This window comes from Micromonospora sp. URMC 107, from assembly GCF_051386315.1.
In the GTDB taxonomy this organism is placed as follows: Bacteria; Actinomycetota; Actinomycetes; order Mycobacteriales; family Micromonosporaceae; genus Micromonospora.
This window is the reverse complement of the sequence record NZ_JBPQTK010000127.1, coordinates 1-17,143: the sequence shown is the minus strand read 5'-3', so window position 1 is coordinate 17,143 and position 17,143 is coordinate 1. Positions and strand designations below refer to the sequence as shown.

The following is a 17,143-nucleotide window of genomic DNA, read 5'->3' as shown; positions in this document are numbered from 1 at the left end:
GGTGGGTGAGGGTGGTCAGGCGCTCCGTGGCGAGGCAGGAGGTCAGGCAGCGTTCCTTGGCGTCGCTGGTCAGGCGGGCCGTCCAGTCGGTGAAGCCACCGTCGCCGAGCTCGACCTCGTCCGCGTCCCGCCCGGCGGTGATCCGCAGCGCCGCGTCGACGTAGTAGCCCCGGCCGCGCCGGCGCTGCGGCTCGTCCACCAGCGGCGCGCCCGACGGGCCGAGTGCCGGCCGGACGGTGTCGGCGATCCGCTCCCCGACGACGGGGCTGTCCAGCACGGTCAGGCACACCCGCGCCCCCGCCGACTGCGGCAGCAGGGCGGCGAGCACCGCGCGCCAGTACGCCAGGTGCAGGGTGAGCAGTCGCGCCTCGGTGCGCCCCGAGCCGCCGTCGCGGGCACTGGAGACCAGCGTGAAGAGTCGGAAGTGCGCCGACGCGCTCGGCCCGAAGTCCTGCGCCCGCAGCACCCGGTGGCAGGCGGCCAGGTGCACGGCACCATCGGTCGGCTGCTCGCGGCGGCGCACCGCGGCCTCGACCGCGAGGGCGTTGGTGGGGTCGCTGAGCACCTCGGTGGCGCGCAGGGTGGTGACGATCCGATTCTGGCTGACCGGCGCGATCGTCGAGCAGGTGCCGAGCGGGGCGACGGGGGAGAGGTCGACGCCGGTGAACTCGGCGGGCAGCAGCTGCCACAGGCGGGCCTCGACCTGGGACAGCACGCGCGGGTCGGCCGCCGCCGGCTGGGTGAAGCGGTCCGTGCGCCAGCGGCGGACGAGGTCCGCCGGGCGCACCGCCGCCGCCCGGTCCCGCGCCACCGCCAGCAGCAGCGTGCGCAGGTCCGCCGGGGCCAGGCCGGCCAGGGCGGCGCGGGCGCCGTCCGGCAGCCGCTCCCACACCCGCCGCTCCGCGTCGTCCATGCCGGCCACCCTGTCGTACGCCCCGCACGCCGTCCACCGAAATCCACGGCTGGCGCGTCGCTGCGGCGGCGACGCCGGGAAGCGGTGGTCCCGTCCGTGGGGCCGCCGCTTCCCGGCGGAGGCGTGCGTTGGGTCCGGTCCGGGCGGCGGACCGCCCGGACCGTCAGGAGAGCGTGCAGGCCGCGCCGTTGACGGTGATCAGGCCGGGCGCCGGGTTGGCACCGCCGCCGGTCACCGCGTTGAAGCCGAAGGTCACCGTGCCGCCCGGGGCGATCCGGGCGTTGTACGACTCGTTCCGCGCGGTGACCGTGGCCCCGGCCTGCGTCGCCTTCGCCAGCCACGCCTCGCGTACCTTCTGGTCGCCGGTGAAGGCGAAGCGGGCCGTCCAGCCGTCGATGGCGCTGGTGCCGGTGTTGCGGATGGTCACCTGGGCGGTGAACCCGGTGCCGCCGTGCCAGGCGCCGTGGTTGGTGTACGTGCCCGCGCAGGTGGGCGCCGGCACCGCCGCCGAGTCACCCTGGTCGGCCAGGAACGAGGCGATCCAGGCGAGCGCCGAGTTCCAGTTGATGGCCACCTCGTTGGTCGCGTACGAGTTGATGTCGTCGACGTAGCAGAACATCGGCTTGCAGCCGGCGAGCAGCTTGGCGGCGAACGGATCCTGGAGGGCGGCGTTCGGGCCGCCGGCCAGTGAGCCGGCGGGCGGCTTCGGCAGGTCCGGGTCGAGCTGGTGGCCGAAGATCCGGCTGTGCTGGTTCTCGGCCGCGTGCTCGCCCCAGCCGGTCACGTACGAGATGTTCAGCGCGTTGCGGCCGAGGACGTAGTCCATCGCCTGCACCGCGCCGTCGCGGTACTTCGCGTCCCGGGTCAGGTCGAAGGCGGTGGCCAGCACGATCGCGTTGTTGATGACGTTGCTGTTGCCGCCCCAGAAGTAGCTGCCCGCATCCCCGGGCATCGGCAGCCCGTACGCCTGCCGGCCCGCCTCGGCGAGGTGCGCGTCGGCGGCGGCGGTGACCGAGGCGCGGACGCGGGCCAGGTCGGCGGCCGGCAGCCCGTTGGGCACGGTGGCCAGGTCGAGCCGGCCCAGCGCGGCGACGCCCTGCCAGCCGAAGCCGCGCGGGTCGAACACGTCCCCGGTGTGGTGCGGCGACGCGGTCAGGTCCGCCAGGTACGGCTGTTCCCCGGTGGTCAGGTAGAGCTCGACGGCGGCCCAGTAGAACTCGTCGGTGACGTTCGTGTCGTCGTACGCGCCGCCGCCGGTGCTGTCGGTCGGGCTGGCGTACCGCGTCGGGTTGGCCTTGGCGGCGGCGTAGGCCGTCTTCGCCGCCGTGCCGCAGCGCTTCGCGAAGGCCGCGTCGTAGGGGGCGAACAACCGCGCGCACTGGGCGGCGACGGCGGCCAGGTTGAGGGTGGCGGCGGTGGACGGCGGGTGCAGCTCGCGCTGCTCCGGGTCGTCGTGCGGGGCGAGCGGCAGCCCGGTCCAGTTCCGGTCGTGGATCTTGTGGTGGGCCATCCCGGCCAGCGGCTCGCCGGCCGGCACCTGCATGCGCAGCAGGAACTCCAGCTCCCAGCGGGCCTCGTCGAGGACGTCCGGCACGCCGTTGCCGCGCTCGGGCACCCGTAGCGTGCTGTCGCCGAGGGCCGCGCCGTGCCCGGCGGTGGCGGCCGTGCGGGTCCGCTCGAAGGTGTTCAGCAGCTGGTAGGTGGCGATGCCGCCGTTGACCACGTACTTGCCGTGGTCGCCGGCGTCGTACCAGCCGCCGCGCACGTCCAGGGAGTAGTCGCAGACGCCCGGCTGGCAGGGCACGTTGGTGTCGCCCTTGTTGGGCGCGACGTCGAGGTGCCCGGCCGGCCGGGCGTACTCGGCGCCGATCAGGTCGCCGTCGATGGCGATGCCGCTGCGCTGGGCGTAGAAGAACTGGAGGGAGTCGGCGCGCAGCCGGTCGTAGAGGGTGCCCGAGATGTCGAAGGGGTGGCTGGTCTCGCCGTCGACGACCAGCGTCAGCCCCGCCCCCGGGGTCCGGTACGACGAGAAGTCGAGCGTCTGCACGTTCTGCCCGGAGGCGGCGTCGACGCCGCGCGGTGTGGTGCTGCCGCTGGCCAGGACGGCACCGGCGGCGGAGCGGAGCTGCCAGGGCAGGGCGTCGGTCGCCGACGTGACCACGGTGGCGTTCTTCGGCCCGCCGGGCAGGTAGCCGACCTGGTTGACCCGCACCCGTGGCCCCGTGTCGGGCACGTACGGCTCGGGCGGGTCGCCGCCGCGCAGCGAGACGTCGTCCAGGCAGACGGTCTGTTCGGCCGCGTTGCCGCCGACCTGGAAGATCAGTTGGGCGGCCGGGTTGCCCTCGGCGACCGTGAACGTCTTCTCGACCCGCTGGGCGGTGCCGCCGGCGGTGGCGTCGACGCTGGCGTACGTGGTGTAGGGGGCGCTGCCCAGTTGCAGGACGGCCTTGACGGCGGTGCCGGGGGTGGCGGAGACGTCGAAGCCGAGGGTGTACTCGGCCCCGGCGACCAGCGGCACGCCGTCCTGGCCGATGCCGGCGTCCCAGGGGTTGGCCAGGCCGCCGGGCACCGTCGTGCAGAGCCGGCCGTCGGTGACCGCGAGCGCGCCGGTGCCGTAGGAGAACCAGGGGGACACGCCGGCGCTGAAGTCGCCGTTGTCGATCTGTTCGGGGGCGTCGGGGGGCGGTTCGGCGTGGGCCGTGCCGGCGGTGGTTCCGGTCAGGGCGAGGGTGGTCGCGGCCGCGAGCAGCGCGAGGCGGCGTCGGGATGGCGTCACGGGTGTTCCTTCCGGACGACTGCGGGGGACGGGGGCTGGTGGTGGCACGCTGGGAGCGCTCCCAGGTGTGTCGATGGTTCCAGTGCCCCCGGCACCCTGTCAATCGATCCGACTGGATGGATCCGAATGGCCCGGCGGGGCCGTGGGACAGTGAGATTCGCCGCGCGACGCGCCGAGGTCTCGATCTCCTAGAGACAACTGAGCCCTTCGCCTGGCAGGCTGCCACCCATGACCCTGAAGCTGCGTTCCGTGGGAACGAGCGACCGTGGGCTGATCCGCAGCGGAAACCAGGACGCCCTGCACGCCGGCACCTGGCTCGTCGCCGTCGCCGACGGCATGGGCGGGATGGCGGCCGGCGACCTGGCCAGCGCGATCGCCATCGAGGCGGTCGCTCCGCTCGACGTGGAGACCCCGGAGCACGCGCTGGTGGCCGCACTGCAGAGCGGCATCGAGCTGGCCACCGCGCGGATCCACCAGGCGGTCGCCGAGGATCCGGAGCGGCAGGGCATGGGCACCACCCTGACCGCCCTGCTCTTCGCCCGGACGGGCAGCTGCCTGGCCCTCGCCCACGTCGGCGACTCCCGCGCCTACCTGTTCCGCGAAGGCGTGCTCAAGCAGATCACCCGGGACGACACGTTCGTGCAGATGCTCGTCGACCAGGGGGTGATCACCGCCGACCAGGCCAGCAGCCACCCCCGCCGGGCCGTGGTCACCCAGGCGTTGCAGGGCGAGGAGGTCTCCCCGGCGTACGCGACGATGGTGCCGTGGCCCGGGGACCGCTGGCTGCTGTGCAGCGACGGGCTGTCCAACGTCGTCCGCCCGGACACCCTCGCCGAGGTGCTCGCCGCGCACCCGGACCGCACGGACTGCGCCCGCCGGCTGATCGACCTGGCGCTGCGTGCCGGCGGGCCGGACAACGTCACGGTGGTCGTCGCCGACGTCGTGGAGGAGTGAGCGGGCGGCCCGGGCAGTTCGGCGCCGCGGGCCGCACGGCGTCGCCGCCCGCGCGGAGGTGACGGCCTGAGCCCGCTCAGCGTCGGCGCGGGGCGGCGTGCCGGGTGGGCGGGGCCGTGGTCGGGTCCTCCGGCCACGGGTGGCGCGGGTAGCGCCCGCGCAGCTCCCCCCGCACCTGCGGGTAGCCGGTGCGCCAGAAGGAGGCCAGGTCGGCGGTGACCGCCACCGGTCGCCCGGCCGGCGAGAGCAGGTGCAGCAGCACCGGCACCCGGCCGTCGCCGACCCGCGGCGCGTCCCGCCAGCCGAAGGTCTCCTGGAGCTTCACCGCGAGCACCGGCGCCGCCGGGTCGGCGTAGTCGAGCCGGATCCGCGACCCGCTCGGCACGGTGATCCGCTCCGGCGCCACCTCGTCCAGCCGGGCCGCCAGGGCCCACGGCAGCAGGCGGCGCAGCGCCCCGGCCACGTCGACCCGGGCCAGGTCGGCGCGGCGGCGGGCGCGGGCCAGCTCCGGGCCCAGCCAGGCGGGCGCGTCGGCCAGCAGCGCCTCGTCGCCCACGTCGGGCCAGTCGCCGCCGAGCGCGTGCCGGCAGAACGCCAGCCGCTCGCGCAGCGCCCGCGCCGCCGGGGTCCAGGTCAGCAACCCGAGGCCGGTACGCCGCAGGCCGGTCAGCAGGGCCTGCGCCACCTCCGCCGGGTCGGGCCGGGTGATCGGCCGCTCGACCAGCTCGATCGCGCCCAGCCGCACCACCTCCCGGGCCACCACGTCCTCGCCGGCCCAGCCGACCTCGCGCTCGGTGCGCAGCAGCGGCCCGCCCGCCTCCCGGGCGGTCGCCTCGTCGAGCGGGGTGGCCAGCCGCACCCGGGCGGTCGGGGCGCCGGGGGATCGGTCCGCCACCGCGACGGCCAGCCAGTCGGCGCCCACCAGCCCCGACCCGGGCGCCAGCTCCGCCGCGGTCCCGCCGCTCATCAGGTACGCCGAGCCGCCCGGCCGACGCACCCGGGCGAGCCGTTCCGGGTGGGCGAGCCCGACCAGCAGCCCGGCGGCCAGGTCGTCGGTCAGTCCGGGGCCCCGGCCCGCGTCCCCGCCCGAGCCGAGGTCGCCGCTCGGCCGGGAACGGGCGGTGCCACCCGTCGCCGCCGCGCCGGGACCGTGGGTCGGGCGCGTTCGGCCGGGCCGCCCGGTCGACGCGGCGGGGGCGTCGGGCAGGGCGGCGCGCAGCCGGCGTACCTCCGCGCGCCAGCGGGCGGAGGCACCCGGGTCCGCGCCCGCGCGGAGCCGGCGCCAGGCGGCGGTCAGGTCGTCGCCCGGGCCGGCAACGGTGTCCTCGGCGAGCACCGCCACCACCTCCGCCGCCCGGTCCACCCCCACCCGGCCGGCCCCGTCGAGCAGCGCCCGGGCCAGCCGGGGATGCGCCCCGACGGCGGCGATCGCCCGGCCCCGGTCGGTGATCCGGCCGTCCGCGTCGAGCGCGCCGAGGGTGGTGAGGGTGTCGCGGGCCACCGCCATCGACGCCGCCGGGGGCGGATCGGGCAGGGCCAGCCCGGTGCCGTCGGGCGACCCCCAGGCGGCCAGCTCCAGGGCGAAGCCGGTCAGGTCGGCGGTGGCGATCTCCGGCTCCGGTTGCGCCGCCAGCCGCTCGTGGGTGGCCGCCGACCAGCAGCGGTAGACGTGGCCGGGCGCCTCCCGGCCCGCGCGGCCGGCCCGCTGGGTGGCCGCCGCCCGGGAGACCGGGACGGTGACCAGCGCGCCCAGCCCGCGGGCCAGGTCCATCCGGGCGACCCGGGAGAGCCCGGCGTCCACCACCACCCGAACGCCCGGCACGGTCAGGCTGCTCTCCGCCACCGCCGTCGCCAGCACCACCCGCCGCCGGTCGGCCGGGCGCAGTGCCGCGTCCTGGTCGGCGCCGCGCTGCCGGCCGTGCAGCGGCAGGACGGCGACCGCGTCGCGCAGGTCGGCCAGCCGGCCGGCGACGGCGCCGATCTCGCCGGCCCCGGGCAGGAAGACCAGCACGTCCCCGTCGCGCTCGCGCAGCGCCCGGCGCACGGTCGCCGCGACGTGGTCGAGCAGGCCCCGGTCGACCGGGCCGGCCCCGGGCGCGGGCACCGGCCGGGGCGGCGGCGCCCAGATCCGGGTCACCGGGTGCAGGGCCGAGGACGCCCGGACGATCGGCGCGGGAGCGTCCGCGCCGCCGAGCAGCGCGGCGAACCGGTCCGCCTCGGGGGTGGCCGACATCGCCAGCAGCCAGAGGTCGGGGCGCAGCGCGGCCCGGGCCTCCACGGCGAACGCGAGCGCCAGGTCGGCGTCGAGCTGTCGCTCGTGGCACTCGTCGAGCAGCACGGCGCCAGCGCCGGCCAGCTCGGGATCGCGGTGCAGCCGTCGGACCAGCAGCCCGGTGGTGACCACCTCGACGCGGGTCCGCGGCCCGCTGCGGCGCTCGCCGCGCACGGCGTACCCGATCCGCTCGCCGAGCGGCTCGCCGAGCAGCGCGGCCATCCGGCGCGCCGCCGCGCGGGCGGCCACCCGGCGCGGCTGGGCGACCAGCACGCGACCGGCGACCTCGTCGGCCACGGCCAGCGGGGCGAGGGTCGTCTTGCCGGTCCCGGGCGGGGCGACCAGCACCCCGGCGCCGGTTTCGCGCAGCGCGGCGACCAGCTCCGGCAGCACCGGCCGTACGGGCAGGTCGAGGGGCACGTCCGAGAGCACGGCCCAGTCTCGCACCGCCGGGGGAGCGGCTCAGTCGGGGCGTACCCCGTCGACGCCGGTGACGAAGGCGCGCCAGGCCGACGCCGGGAAGGCCAGCACGGGACCGGGCCGGTCCTTGCTGTCCCGGACGGCGACCCGGTCCCCGGCGACGGCGACCTCCACGCAGTTGCCGTTGCCCACGCTGCGGGTGCTGGTGCGCCACTGGGCCCGGGTCAGGTCGAGCGCGGTCATCGCGGTACCCCCGTCTGTGCCGGCGTGCCGCGTCAGCGGTCACGCAAAGTGACGAGAAGCTTCCGTCAGGCGGGTCAAGGACGCGTCCGGACCGAGTGCCATCCGGCACAGCTCCTCGTGCACAAGGCTATACCCGCGCACCTGTCCGGCCTCCTCCAGAGCCAGTCCCATCGTGAGGTTTTCCAGGTAGACCACGGTCGCGTCGGCGGCATCGGCGAACGTCAGCACGACGTACGGCGCGTTCATCGCCGGGTGTCCGCCGGCCGAGAACGGAAGTACCTGGAGGGTGACGTTCGGTAATTGAGAGACCTTCGCGAGATGGGCCATCTGGTCGGCCATCACGGCGTTGCCGCCGACCGGGCGGCAGAGCACCGCCTCGTTGAGCACCACGGACAACTCGACCGGATTGTCGCGGTGCAACACGTTCTGCCGGTGCAGCCGCGCGGCGACCTTGCGCTCGATCCCGTCCTCGCCCGCCGTGCGCCGGAAGACCTCCCGCGCGTACGCCTCGGTCTGCAGCAGCCCGGGCACCGCCTCGGCCTCGTACGTGCGCAGGGTCGCCGCCTCCGCCTCCAGCCCGACGTAGAACTCGAACCACTCCGGCAGCACGTCGCTGTAGCTCTGCCACCAGCCGCGCTGCTGCGCCCCGCGGGCGATCTCGATCAGCGCCTCGGCGTCCGCCCCGGTCACCTCGTACAGCGCCAGCGCGGCCCGCACGTCGCGCGGCTTGATGCCGATCTGGGCGTTCTCGATGCGGGACAGGTTGCTCTTGGACATGTCCAGTTGCCGGGCGGCGACGTCCAGGGTCATGCCCGCGCGCTCGCGCAACTGGCGGAGTTCCCGGGCGATGCGGCGGCGGCGGACGGTGGGGCTCGCGGTCACCCTCCGAGTCTGTCACGACAAGATCCGCAGGTCGCCCCAGCACGGAGTGCAACTTCCACATACGGGAGTTGCGTTGCAGTCACGGCCGGTGCATCCTTGCCCGGTTGCGATCACTGTGGACAACCCGAGCGGGAGGACCGGTTGCTCATCGCCGACGAGTTCTTCCTGATCACCCACAACGACAGTCGGGGCAAGGCGAAGCTGCACCCGGCGGCGACCGGCCTCGGCCTCGCCGGGGGCCTGCTCGGTGAACTGGTCCTGCGTGGACACGTCACCGTCTCCGCCGGGCTCGTCACGGTGCTCGACCGTCGCCCGCCGGCGGACGCGCTGGCGCACACCGTGCTCGACCAGGTGGTCAGCGAGACGCAGCAGCACCCGGTGCGCACCTGGCTGAGCTTCCTGGCGCAGACCGCCACCACCTCGGTGGGGGAGCGCCTGGTCAGGGCGGGTGTGCTGCGCCGGCAGGAGAGCCGGCGGCTGCTCCGCACCACCGTCAGCTACCTGCCGAACGACCTCAACGCGGTGGCCTGGCCGGCCACCCGGCTGCGCGCCCTGCTCGACCGGCCGGAGCCGCCGGGCGTGCCCGACGCGACGCTGCTGGGTCTGGTCGTCGCCGCCGGGCTGAGCCGCGAGGTGCTGTGGAGCGCCGGCCCCCGGGCACACCACCGGCTGGGCGTGCTCATCCCGGCGCTGCCCGAGCCACTGCGGGAGCTCGTGGCGCACACCGAGGCCGCGGTCGGCGCCGCCGTGCTGCGCGGCGTCGGCTGACCGGGCCCCCTCCCACCCCTCCCTCCCCTCGATCCGGAGTACGCCCATGTCCACACCCACGCTCGGCCGACCGAGCAACGTCTCCGATGCCCTGGCCCGCGGCCGGCTCGGCGTCCCGTCGGTGATCTTCTTCGTCCTCTCCGCCGCCGCGCCGCTGACCGTGGTGGCCGGCGTCGTCACCACCGGCTACGGGGTCGTCGGGGTGCTCGGCATCCCGGTGGCCTTCCTGACGGTGGCGGCGGTGCTCGCCCTCTTCTCCATCGGGTACGTGGCGATGGCCCGGCGGATGACCAACGCCGGCGCGTTCTACGCCTACATCGCCCGGGGGCTGGGCCGCCCGGCCGGCGTCGGCGCCGCCTGGGTGGCGCTGATCGCCTACAACGCCCTCCAGGTGGGGCTCTACGGCACCATCGGCGCCGCGGCGGAACCGGTGCTGGACCGCCTGTTCGGGGTGGCCCCGGCGTGGTGGCTGGTGGCGCTGGTCGCCTGGGCGACGGTCGGGGTGCTCGGTCTGCTCCGGGTCGACCTGAACGGCCTGGTGCTGGCGGCGCTGCTGGTCGCCGAGATGGTGGTGATCGTCGTCTTCGACCTCGGGCAGCTGACCCACCCGGCCGGCGGGGAGGTCAGCTTCGCGGCTCTGGCACCGGAGAACCTCCTCGTACCCGGCGCCGGCGCGGTGCTGGTGCTGGCCATCCTGGGCTTCGTGGGCTTCGAGTCCGCCGTGGTGTTCAGCGAGGAGAGCAAGGACCCGCGGCGGACGGTGCGGTTGGCCACCTTTCTCTCCATCGCCATCATCGCGGGGATCTACGCGCTGTCCTCGTGGAGCATGACCGTTGCCGTCGGGCCGGACCGGATCGCCGCCGAGGCGGGCGAGCAGAGCATCGGGCTGATCTTCAACCTGGCCGAGGCGCACCTCGGGGGTACCGCCGTCACCATCGGCCAGGCGCTCTTCCTGACCTCGGTGCTCGCCGCGATGATCTCCTTCCACAACACCACCGCCCGGTACGCCTTCGCGCTCGGCCGGGAGCGGGTGCTGCCGGCCGTGTTCGGGCAGACCTCGCCGCGCACCGGGTCGCCCCGGGCGGCCTCCCTCGCGCAGAGCGCGCTCGGGCTGGTGGTGATCGTGCTCTACGCGCTCAACGGCTGGGACCCGGTGGTGCAGCTGTTCTACTGGGTCGGTACGGCCGGCGGCTTCGGGGTGCTGCTGCTGATCGCCACCACCTCGCTCGCGGTGATCGCCTTCTTCGCCCGGAGCCGGGCGGACGAGACGCTGTGGCGTGGCGCGGTCGCCCCCGGCCTCGCCGCCATGGCACTGGCCGTGATCGTCGTGCTGGCGGTGGTCAACTTCGCCGACCTGCTCGGGGTGGCGCCGGACTCGCCCCTGCGCTGGGCGGTCCCGGCGGTCTACCCGGTGGCCGCGCTGCTCGGCCTGCTGTGGGCGCTGGTGCTGCGCGGCAACCGCCCCGACACGTACGCCCGGATCGGTCTGGGCGCGGAGAGCGTGGCGACGACGGTGCCGGTGACCGGGCGCGTGGGCGGGCCCGTCCCGAGCGCGACGGGGGCGCACCGGTGAGCGGGGTGCGCGTCGAGCGGCTCGGGCCGCGGGAGACGTCGCTGGTGGCCGGGCGGATCGCCGAGGCGTTCATGGCCCTCGACGCGCCGCGCTGGCTGGTGCCCGACGAAGGGCGGCGGCGGTCCGTGCTGGCCGGGCAGTTCGCGATCCTGGTGGACCACGCGATGCGGCACGGCCTCGTCCACGCGACCGCGGACCGGGCGGGGGTGGCGGTCTGGTTCCCGACGGTGGGCGAGGCGGCCCCGCCGCCGGAGGACTACGACGCCCGGCTGGCCGCGGCGTGCGGGGAGTGGACCGACCGGTTCGCGCACCTGGACAAGCTCTTCGAGGCCCACCACCCGCACGCGGACCACCACCACCTGGCGTTCCTCGCCGTCGCACCGGACCGGCAGGGGCAGGGGTTGGGCAGCGCACTGCTGCGGCACCACCACGCCGTCCTGGACGCCGAGGGGATGCCCGGTTACCTGGAGGCGGCCAGCGAGACCGGCCGAGACCTGTACGCGCGGCACGGCTACCGCGTCGCCGAGCCGTTCCACCTGCCCGACGGCACGCCGTTCTGGCCGATGTGGCGGGAGCCCGCACGCTGAACGCCGACCCCGGGCCACCCCGCGAGGGGTGGCCCGGGCGCTTGTCCTCCGGTGTCGCCGCGCCCGCGCCGGGCACGGTGGTGGTGACGCGCCCGCGCCGGGCACGGTGGTGGTGACGCGCCCGCGCCGGGCACGGCGATGGTGACGCGCCCGCGCCGGGCACGGCGATGGCCGGGCCCGCCGGCCCGGCCATCGTCCAACGATTCCTAGTAGGTGCCGTCGAGCTGCCCCCGCAGCTTGGTCAGCGCGCGGGCCAGCAGCCGGGAGACGTGCATTTGCGAGACGCCGATCTGCTCGGCGATCTGCGACTGCGTCAGGTTGCCGTAGAACCGCAGCGTGAGGATCTTCTGCTCCCGCTCGTCGAGCGTGGCCAGCGCCGGGCCGAGGGCGACCCGCAGCTCGGCCAGCTCGAACTCGCCGTCCTCGCCGCCGAGCATGTCGCCCAGCTCGGTCGCGCGGTCGCCGTCGCCGGTCGGGGTGGAGAGCGAGACCGCGTTGTAGGCGCGGGCACCCTCCAGGCCCTCCAGCACCTCTTCCTCGGTGAGCTTGAGGTGGGCGGCGATGTCGGCGACCGTCGGCGAACGGCCGAGGGTCTGCAACAGCGAGCTGTTGGCGTCGGAGATGGCCAGCCGCAGCTCCTGCAGCCGGCGCGGCACCCGGATGTCCCAGGTGCGGTCGCGGAAGTGCCGCTTGAGCTCGCCGATGATGGTGGGGATCGCGTAGCCGGCGAAGTCGACACCGCGGGACGGGTCGAACTTGTCGATCGCCTTGATCAGGCCGACGGCGGCGGTCTGGGCCAGGTCGTCGGTGGGCTCGCCCCGGCCGCTGTAGCGGTGGGCGAGGTGGTTGGCGAGCGGCAGCCAGGCCTCGATCGCCCGGTCGCGCAGGGCGGCGCGGGACGGGTGGCCGGCCGGCAGCGCGGCCATCGCGTTGAGCAGATCGGCGGCGCTGTCGGTGAGCGCGCGCGGGTCGAGCTTCTGGGTGGCGCTCGGCGCTGTTGTGGTCGCCGGTTCGCTGATCGTTGGCGCGGTCATGGGTGGTCCTCCCTGCACCTCGTCCGCGGATGAAAGACGTGACGCTTAGGTTTAAGTTCAGATGTCCGTTCGGAAGTCACCTTAGCCCGATCGGTCTGACGAAATCTAGCCGAAAGTACGATGTGCTTAAGTAATTTTTCGCCATGGAGGAGGCGAATCGGGCGGAACCACCTCGGATTGTGAGCCGACTTACGTCAGGCGTACGGCCAGCCGGCCCGGCCGGACATCGATGGGGCCGCATCCGAGCGGCCCCGACGGGCCGGCCGAGCGGTCACGGTCCCTCCGGCGACCGGCGTCGAATGTCGGCTTTCCGTCGTTGTCCCGTCAACGGGACGGGCCGTAGCGTGCGGATAACTTGCCCCGCTCCGGAGGTGCCGTGCTCGACCCCACCGCCCCCCATCTCGTCGTCAACAGCCGAACGCTCCACTTCGGCTGGCTGCCGGCGGACCCGGACGCGGTCGCGGCGCTGGTCCCGGCCGGGCTGCGCCCGTCGGCCGACCGGCTGGTCTTCATCAACCAGTACGTGGTCGACGACGAGACCCAGACCTCCGGCTTCGGCGCGTACTCGCTGACCTATCTCGGGGTGGCGCTGGCCGGGGTGGACGCGCCGGGCGGGACCAACCCCGGCGGGTGGTGGACGCACTACGTGACCTGTAGCGAACGGGTCCGCGCCTACGCCGCCGCGCGGGGCGCGCCCGCCGTCCTCGGCCGCACCCGCATCGAGCGCCGCGACGGGGACATCGTCGCCGAGACGGACATCGACGGCGTGCCGGTGATCCGCGCCCGGTGCCAGGTGGGCGAGACGGGCCGGGCGATCAGCAGCGGCCACCACCGCTACTTCACGGCCCGGGACGGGCAGCTGCTCAGCGCCATCTACCCGTACGTCGCCGAACCGGTCGACCCGTTCGTGATCGAGTCGGTGGAGTTCCTGGAGCCGACGCACCCGATCTACGCGCTGCGCCCGGAGAACCCGCTGACGATCGGCTTCGGCTTCTACTCCCCGCGCGCCTCGTTCGCCTACCCCGGCGGGCTGACGGTCCACGCCGGGGACGCCGACACCCTCGGGGACGCGCCCGCCCGGGCCGACGCCCTCTTCGTGCCGGCCTGAGCGCTCACCACGTGCCGGCCCGACGGGCCCGCAGCGGCCGGCCGTCGGGGTCGTAGACCAGCCGGTACGCCGGCAGCGCCCAGGCCCGCGTGTACCAGGGCAGCCGCTCCGCCCGGTGCGGCCGCAGCCGGCCCGGCGGTCGGGGGCCGGTCTGCCCGCCGTCGTACCACCGTTGCAGCACGTCGGCGGCGGCGGTGATCGCCGCCACGGCGTCGGCCGGGTCGACCAGGTCGGCGTCCTCGCCGCCGTGGGGGTCGCGGTCCAGGTGCTCGCGCCACAGCCGCAGCCGCAGCTCCCGGGCGAAGACCCGGGCGCCGTCGCCGAGGCCGGCCGGGTCGGTCGGCGCCCGCTCGTCGCGGGTGTCGTCCAGCACCGCGCAGGACAGCTCGCTGTCGTGCGTCCAGGACCGGCGGTTGAAGTTGTCGCTGCCCACGCTGGCCCACACGTCGTCGACCACGCAGACCTTGGCGTGCACGTACACCGGGGTGCCGGCGTGGTTCTCCACGTCGAGCACGTGCACCCGCTCCGGGGCCGCCCGCTCGCAGAGCGACAGCGCCTGCTCGCGGCCGACCGTGTTCGGCGGCAGCGCCAGCCGGCCGTCCACGTCCGGATAGCGGGGAACCACGGCGACCAGGTGCAGGTCGGGGTTGTCCCGCAGCGCCCGCGCGAACAGGTCGGCCACCTCGGTGGACCAGAGGTACTGGTCCTCCAGGTAGATCAGCCGCCGGGCCCGCCGCACCGCCTTGGTGTAGCCGCGGGCCACCGTGCGCTCGCCGTCGGGGGCGAAGGAGTAGCGGGGCCGAACCGCCGGGTAGGTGCGCAGCACCTGGACGTGGTGCGGACCGCAGGGTGGCGGGTCGGCGGGCTGCGGCGGCAGCGGGTCGGGCCGCAGGTCCGCGCCGCGCAGCCGGTCCCGCAGGTACGCGAGGGGGTTCTCCGAGTCCAGCGGCATCGGGTCGCGCCACCGCTCCCGGAAGGTGGTGTCCAGCGCGCCCACCACCGGCCCCCGTACCGCGAGCTGCACGTCGTGCCAGGGCGGGTGGTCCCCGTAGCGGGTGGACATCTGCACCGCCTGCGGGTCGCCCCGGTGCGCGGCGTCGTCGCGCCGGCTGTGGCACAGGTCGATCCCGCCGGCGAAGGCGACGTCCCGTTCCGGCGCCCGGAGGTGTCGCAGCACCACCAGCTTCTGGTGGTGCGAGCCGCCCCGGCGGACCCGCTGGTCGAGCAGCACCTCGCCGCCGGCGGCGGAGACCGTCTCGCTCAGGTTGCGGTTCTCCGCCTCGCTGTAGGCCAGGAGGTCGAGGTGGGAGCGCCAGATGAGGCCCTTGACCACCACGCCCCGCTGCGCGGCGCGCGCGAAGACCTGCGCCACGGTCGGCCCGTCCGGCCGCAACCGCTGGTCCGGGTCGCCCCGCCAGTCGGTGAAGAAGAGGTGGTCGCCGGCCTCCAGGGCCTCCACCTCGTCGACCAGCCGGTCGAAGTACGCGGCACCGTGAATTAACGGCTCGGCAAGGTTTCCGCTCGTCCAGACGGGTAACTCTGACACCGGGTTGGCGCGTTCGGCTGCGCTCAGGAACCAGTTGCGCGGTGCCACCGTTCCAGCCCCCCGAGGTCGACAACGTCCTCACGGTAGGACCCACGTCGCGGGTCCGCATCCCGACCGGCACCCCGGTGACCCGGTCGGACGACCCCCGACACCCGCCCGATCACGACGCGAACACCGAGGAGGCAACACCATGCCCGGCGAGACGACGAACTCCGTGACCGAGCACCGCGAGCAGGCGGTCGAGAGTGAGCGGGGTGCGCTGGTGACGGTGTTGCTCATGGTGATCCTGGGCGTGGCGGGCATCTTCGCCGTCTCCTGACGCCGCATCCCGACGCGCCGGTGGGCGCCGCCGGCAGTGCCGGGGCGCCCACCGTCCGCGCGCGTGGGCTCAGGGCCTCGGGGCCTGGCCGTCGGTGTGCGGCAGTCGCTCGGCGGGCACGACACCGAGCCGGCCGGCCTTGAAGTCCTCGAACGCCTGGAGCAGCTCGTCGCGGGTGTTCATGACGAACGGGCCGTAGTGCGCCACCGGCTCCCGGATCGGCTCGCCGCCCATGATGTAGAGGTCCAGCGCCGGGGTGTGGCTGTCCTGGCTCGCGTCCGCGGCGAAGGTCAGCGCGTCGCCCGGGCCGTGCACGGCGAGTTGGCCGAGGTGCACCGGCCGCCCGTCGGTGCCCACCGTGCCCCGCCCACCCAGCACGTAGACCAGGGCGTTGAAGTCCGGCCGCCACGGCAGGTCGACGCGGGCGCCCGGCTGCACGGTCACGTGGGTGATGGTGATCGGGGTGTGGGTGGAGCCCGGCCCCTGGTGCCCGGCGATCTCGCCGGCGATCACCCGGATCAGGGCGCCGCCGTCGGGCGTGGTCAGCAGGGCCGCCTCCCGGCCGCGGATGTCCTGGTAGCGGGGCGGGTTCATCTTCGCCGCCCGGGGCAGGTTGACCCAGAGCTGGGTGCCGTGGAACAGCCCGCCGCTGCGCACGAGGTGCTCCGGCGGCGCCTCGATGTGCAGCAGGCCGCTCGCGGCCGTCATCCACTGGGTGTCGCCGTTGGTGATCGTGCCGCCGCCGCCCTGCGAGTCCTGGTGGTCCATGATCCCGTCGATCATGTACGTCACCGTCTCGAAGCCGCGGTGCGGGTGCCAGGCCGTGCCCTTCGGCTCACCCGGGGCGTAGTCCACCTCGCCCATCTGGTCCAGGTGGATGAACGGGTCCAGCTCGGTCACCGGCACGCCGGCGAACGCCCGGCGGACCGGGAAGCCCTCGCCCTCGTAGCCGCTGGGCGCGGTGGTCAGGCGGCGGACCGGGCGGAACGCGGTGGACTCGTCGAGCCGGGGCAGGCGGGGCAGGACGAGCACGTTGTCGACGGTGATGGCGGGCATCGGGGTACTCCTCAGCTGTGGGGGTGGGCGGTCGACGCGTCGCGGTCCGCGCGCAGGCGCCGGCCGAGTCGCTCGAAGATCCGGGTGAGGCAGGCGACCTCGGCGTCGTCGAGGTCGTCCATCAGGTGGGCCCGCACCGAACGCAGGTGGTGGGGGGCGGCCTCGCGCAGGGCCAGCAGCCCGGCGGCGGTGAGCACGGCCTCGCTGCCGCGGCGGTCGTCCGGACAGGACTCACGGGCCACCAGGCCGCGCCGCTGCATCGTGGAGATCTGGTACGTCAGCCGGCTCGGCGAGAAGACCAGGCGGCTCGCCAGCTCGCCCATCCGCAGCCGCTGGCCCGGCGCCTCGGAGAGCAGGACGAGCACGTGGTAGTCGGCGAAGGTGAGCGCGCTGTCGGCGCGCAGGTCGTCCTCGAGCCGCGTGTAGAGCCGCTGGCTCGCCTCGATGTAGGCGCGCCACGCGGCGAGGCGGGCACTGTCCAGGCTCTCGGTCACGCCACGACAGTAGCAGTCTTTCAAAATTTAACAACTGTCCCGTGAGCGCGGTCACCCGTGCCTGCGAGCAGTCGTACGGCTTTGAACGACGCGCGTGGGCGCGGCCGCCCGCCGCCGCCCGCCGACCCGCCGGCGCGGACGCCCGCCGGCCGGATCCGCCGGGGCGCCCGCCGGCCGGATCCGCCGGGGCGCCCCGGC

15 protein-coding genes are annotated in these 17,143 nt (G+C 75.1%); 6 read left to right on the top strand and 9 right to left on the bottom strand.

Features of this window, described 5'->3' with window-relative positions; genetic code table 11:
* The coding region (locus ACSNN9_RS23270) for a hypothetical protein (protein ID WP_436675375.1) at positions 1-913 on the bottom strand (913 nt) is incomplete at its 3' end.
* 163 nt (positions 914-1,076) lie between these two features.
* Positions 1,077-3,689, bottom strand: coding sequence for a glycoside hydrolase family 9 protein (locus ACSNN9_RS23265; protein ID WP_436675374.1), 2,613 nt, complete (start codon positions 3,687-3,689; stop codon positions 1,077-1,079).
* 228 nt (positions 3,690-3,917) lie between these two features.
* Between ACSNN9_RS23265 and ACSNN9_RS23260 the strand changes: the two genes are divergently transcribed.
* A complete protein-coding gene (locus ACSNN9_RS23260) occupies positions 3,918-4,643 on the top strand; it encodes a PP2C family protein-serine/threonine phosphatase (protein ID WP_358089736.1) in 726 nt (241 codons plus the stop codon).
* 76 nt (positions 4,644-4,719) lie between these two features.
* Here ACSNN9_RS23260 and ACSNN9_RS23255 read toward each other — a convergent pair whose 3' ends face one another.
* Genes ACSNN9_RS23255 through ACSNN9_RS23245 form a run of 3 tightly spaced genes read right to left on the bottom strand, consistent with a single transcriptional unit; the run spans position 4,720 to position 8,460 of the window.
* Positions 4,720-7,347 carry an ATP-dependent RNA helicase gene (locus ACSNN9_RS23255; protein ID WP_436675373.1) on the bottom strand — a complete coding sequence of 876 codons (2,628 nt, stop codon included), beginning with the start codon at positions 7,345-7,347 and terminating at the stop codon, positions 4,720-4,722.
* A gap of 30 nt (positions 7,348-7,377) precedes the next feature.
* Entirely contained in the window at positions 7,378-7,578 is a 201-nt protein-coding gene (locus ACSNN9_RS23250; RefSeq protein ID WP_436675372.1) for a DUF397 domain-containing protein, read from the bottom strand.
* Positions 7,579-7,617: 39 nt separating this feature from the next.
* A complete protein-coding gene (locus tag ACSNN9_RS23245; RefSeq protein ID WP_436675371.1) occupies positions 7,618-8,460 on the bottom strand; it encodes a helix-turn-helix domain-containing protein in 843 nt (280 codons plus the stop codon).
* A gap of 141 nt (positions 8,461-8,601) precedes the next feature.
* Here ACSNN9_RS23245 and ACSNN9_RS23240 point away from each other — a divergent pair, with 141 nt between their 5' ends.
* From ACSNN9_RS23240 to ACSNN9_RS23230, 3 genes are read left to right on the top strand one after another with little or no spacing between them, the layout of a single operon-like run.
* Positions 8,602-9,228, top strand: coding sequence for a GOLPH3/VPS74 family protein (locus ACSNN9_RS23240; protein WP_436675370.1), 627 nt, complete (start codon positions 8,602-8,604; stop codon positions 9,226-9,228).
* A gap of 46 nt (positions 9,229-9,274) precedes the next feature.
* Positions 9,275-10,801 (top strand): APC family permease, encoded by a 1,527-nt coding sequence (locus ACSNN9_RS23235; RefSeq protein ID WP_436675369.1) that lies wholly within the window; start codon positions 9,275-9,277, stop codon positions 10,799-10,801.
* Complete coding sequence (locus ACSNN9_RS23230; protein WP_436675368.1) at positions 10,798-11,388, top strand: GNAT family N-acetyltransferase; 591 nt, start codon at positions 10,798-10,800, stop codon at positions 11,386-11,388. The genes ACSNN9_RS23235 and ACSNN9_RS23230 overlap by 4 nt, the downstream gene beginning before the upstream one ends.
* Positions 11,389-11,594: 206 nt before the next feature.
* Here the strand turns inward: ACSNN9_RS23230 and ACSNN9_RS23225 are convergent, their stop codons facing one another.
* Positions 11,595-12,422: a SigB/SigF/SigG family RNA polymerase sigma factor gene (locus ACSNN9_RS23225; RefSeq protein ID WP_436675367.1), complete on the bottom strand. Its 828-nt coding sequence runs from the start codon at positions 12,420-12,422 to the stop codon at positions 11,595-11,597.
* 376 nt (positions 12,423-12,798) lie between these two features.
* Between ACSNN9_RS23225 and ACSNN9_RS23220 the strand changes: the two genes are divergently transcribed.
* Positions 12,799-13,530: a hypothetical protein gene (locus ACSNN9_RS23220; protein ID WP_436675366.1), complete on the top strand. Its 732-nt coding sequence runs from the start codon at positions 12,799-12,801 to the stop codon at positions 13,528-13,530.
* Between the two features lie 4 nt (positions 13,531-13,534).
* Here the strand turns inward: ACSNN9_RS23220 and ACSNN9_RS23215 are convergent, their stop codons facing one another.
* Positions 13,535-15,124: a phospholipase D-like domain-containing protein gene (locus ACSNN9_RS23215; protein WP_436675365.1), complete on the bottom strand. Its 1,590-nt coding sequence runs from the start codon at positions 15,122-15,124 to the stop codon at positions 13,535-13,537.
* Positions 15,125-15,266: 142 nt separating this feature from the next.
* On the opposite strand from ACSNN9_RS23215, the gene ACSNN9_RS23210 reads away from it, so the two are divergent.
* Positions 15,267-15,395 (top strand): hypothetical protein, encoded by a 129-nt coding sequence (locus tag ACSNN9_RS23210; protein WP_334607688.1) that lies wholly within the window; start codon positions 15,267-15,269, stop codon positions 15,393-15,395.
* Between the two features lie 69 nt (positions 15,396-15,464).
* Here ACSNN9_RS23210 and ACSNN9_RS23205 read toward each other — a convergent pair whose 3' ends face one another.
* A complete protein-coding gene (locus tag ACSNN9_RS23205; protein ID WP_436675364.1) occupies positions 15,465-16,451 on the bottom strand; it encodes a pirin family protein in 987 nt (328 codons plus the stop codon).
* Between the two features lie 11 nt (positions 16,452-16,462).
* A complete protein-coding gene (locus ACSNN9_RS23200) occupies positions 16,463-16,945 on the bottom strand; it encodes a MarR family winged helix-turn-helix transcriptional regulator (RefSeq protein ID WP_436675363.1) in 483 nt (160 codons plus the stop codon).
* Between the last annotated feature and the right edge of the window lie 198 nt (positions 16,946-17,143).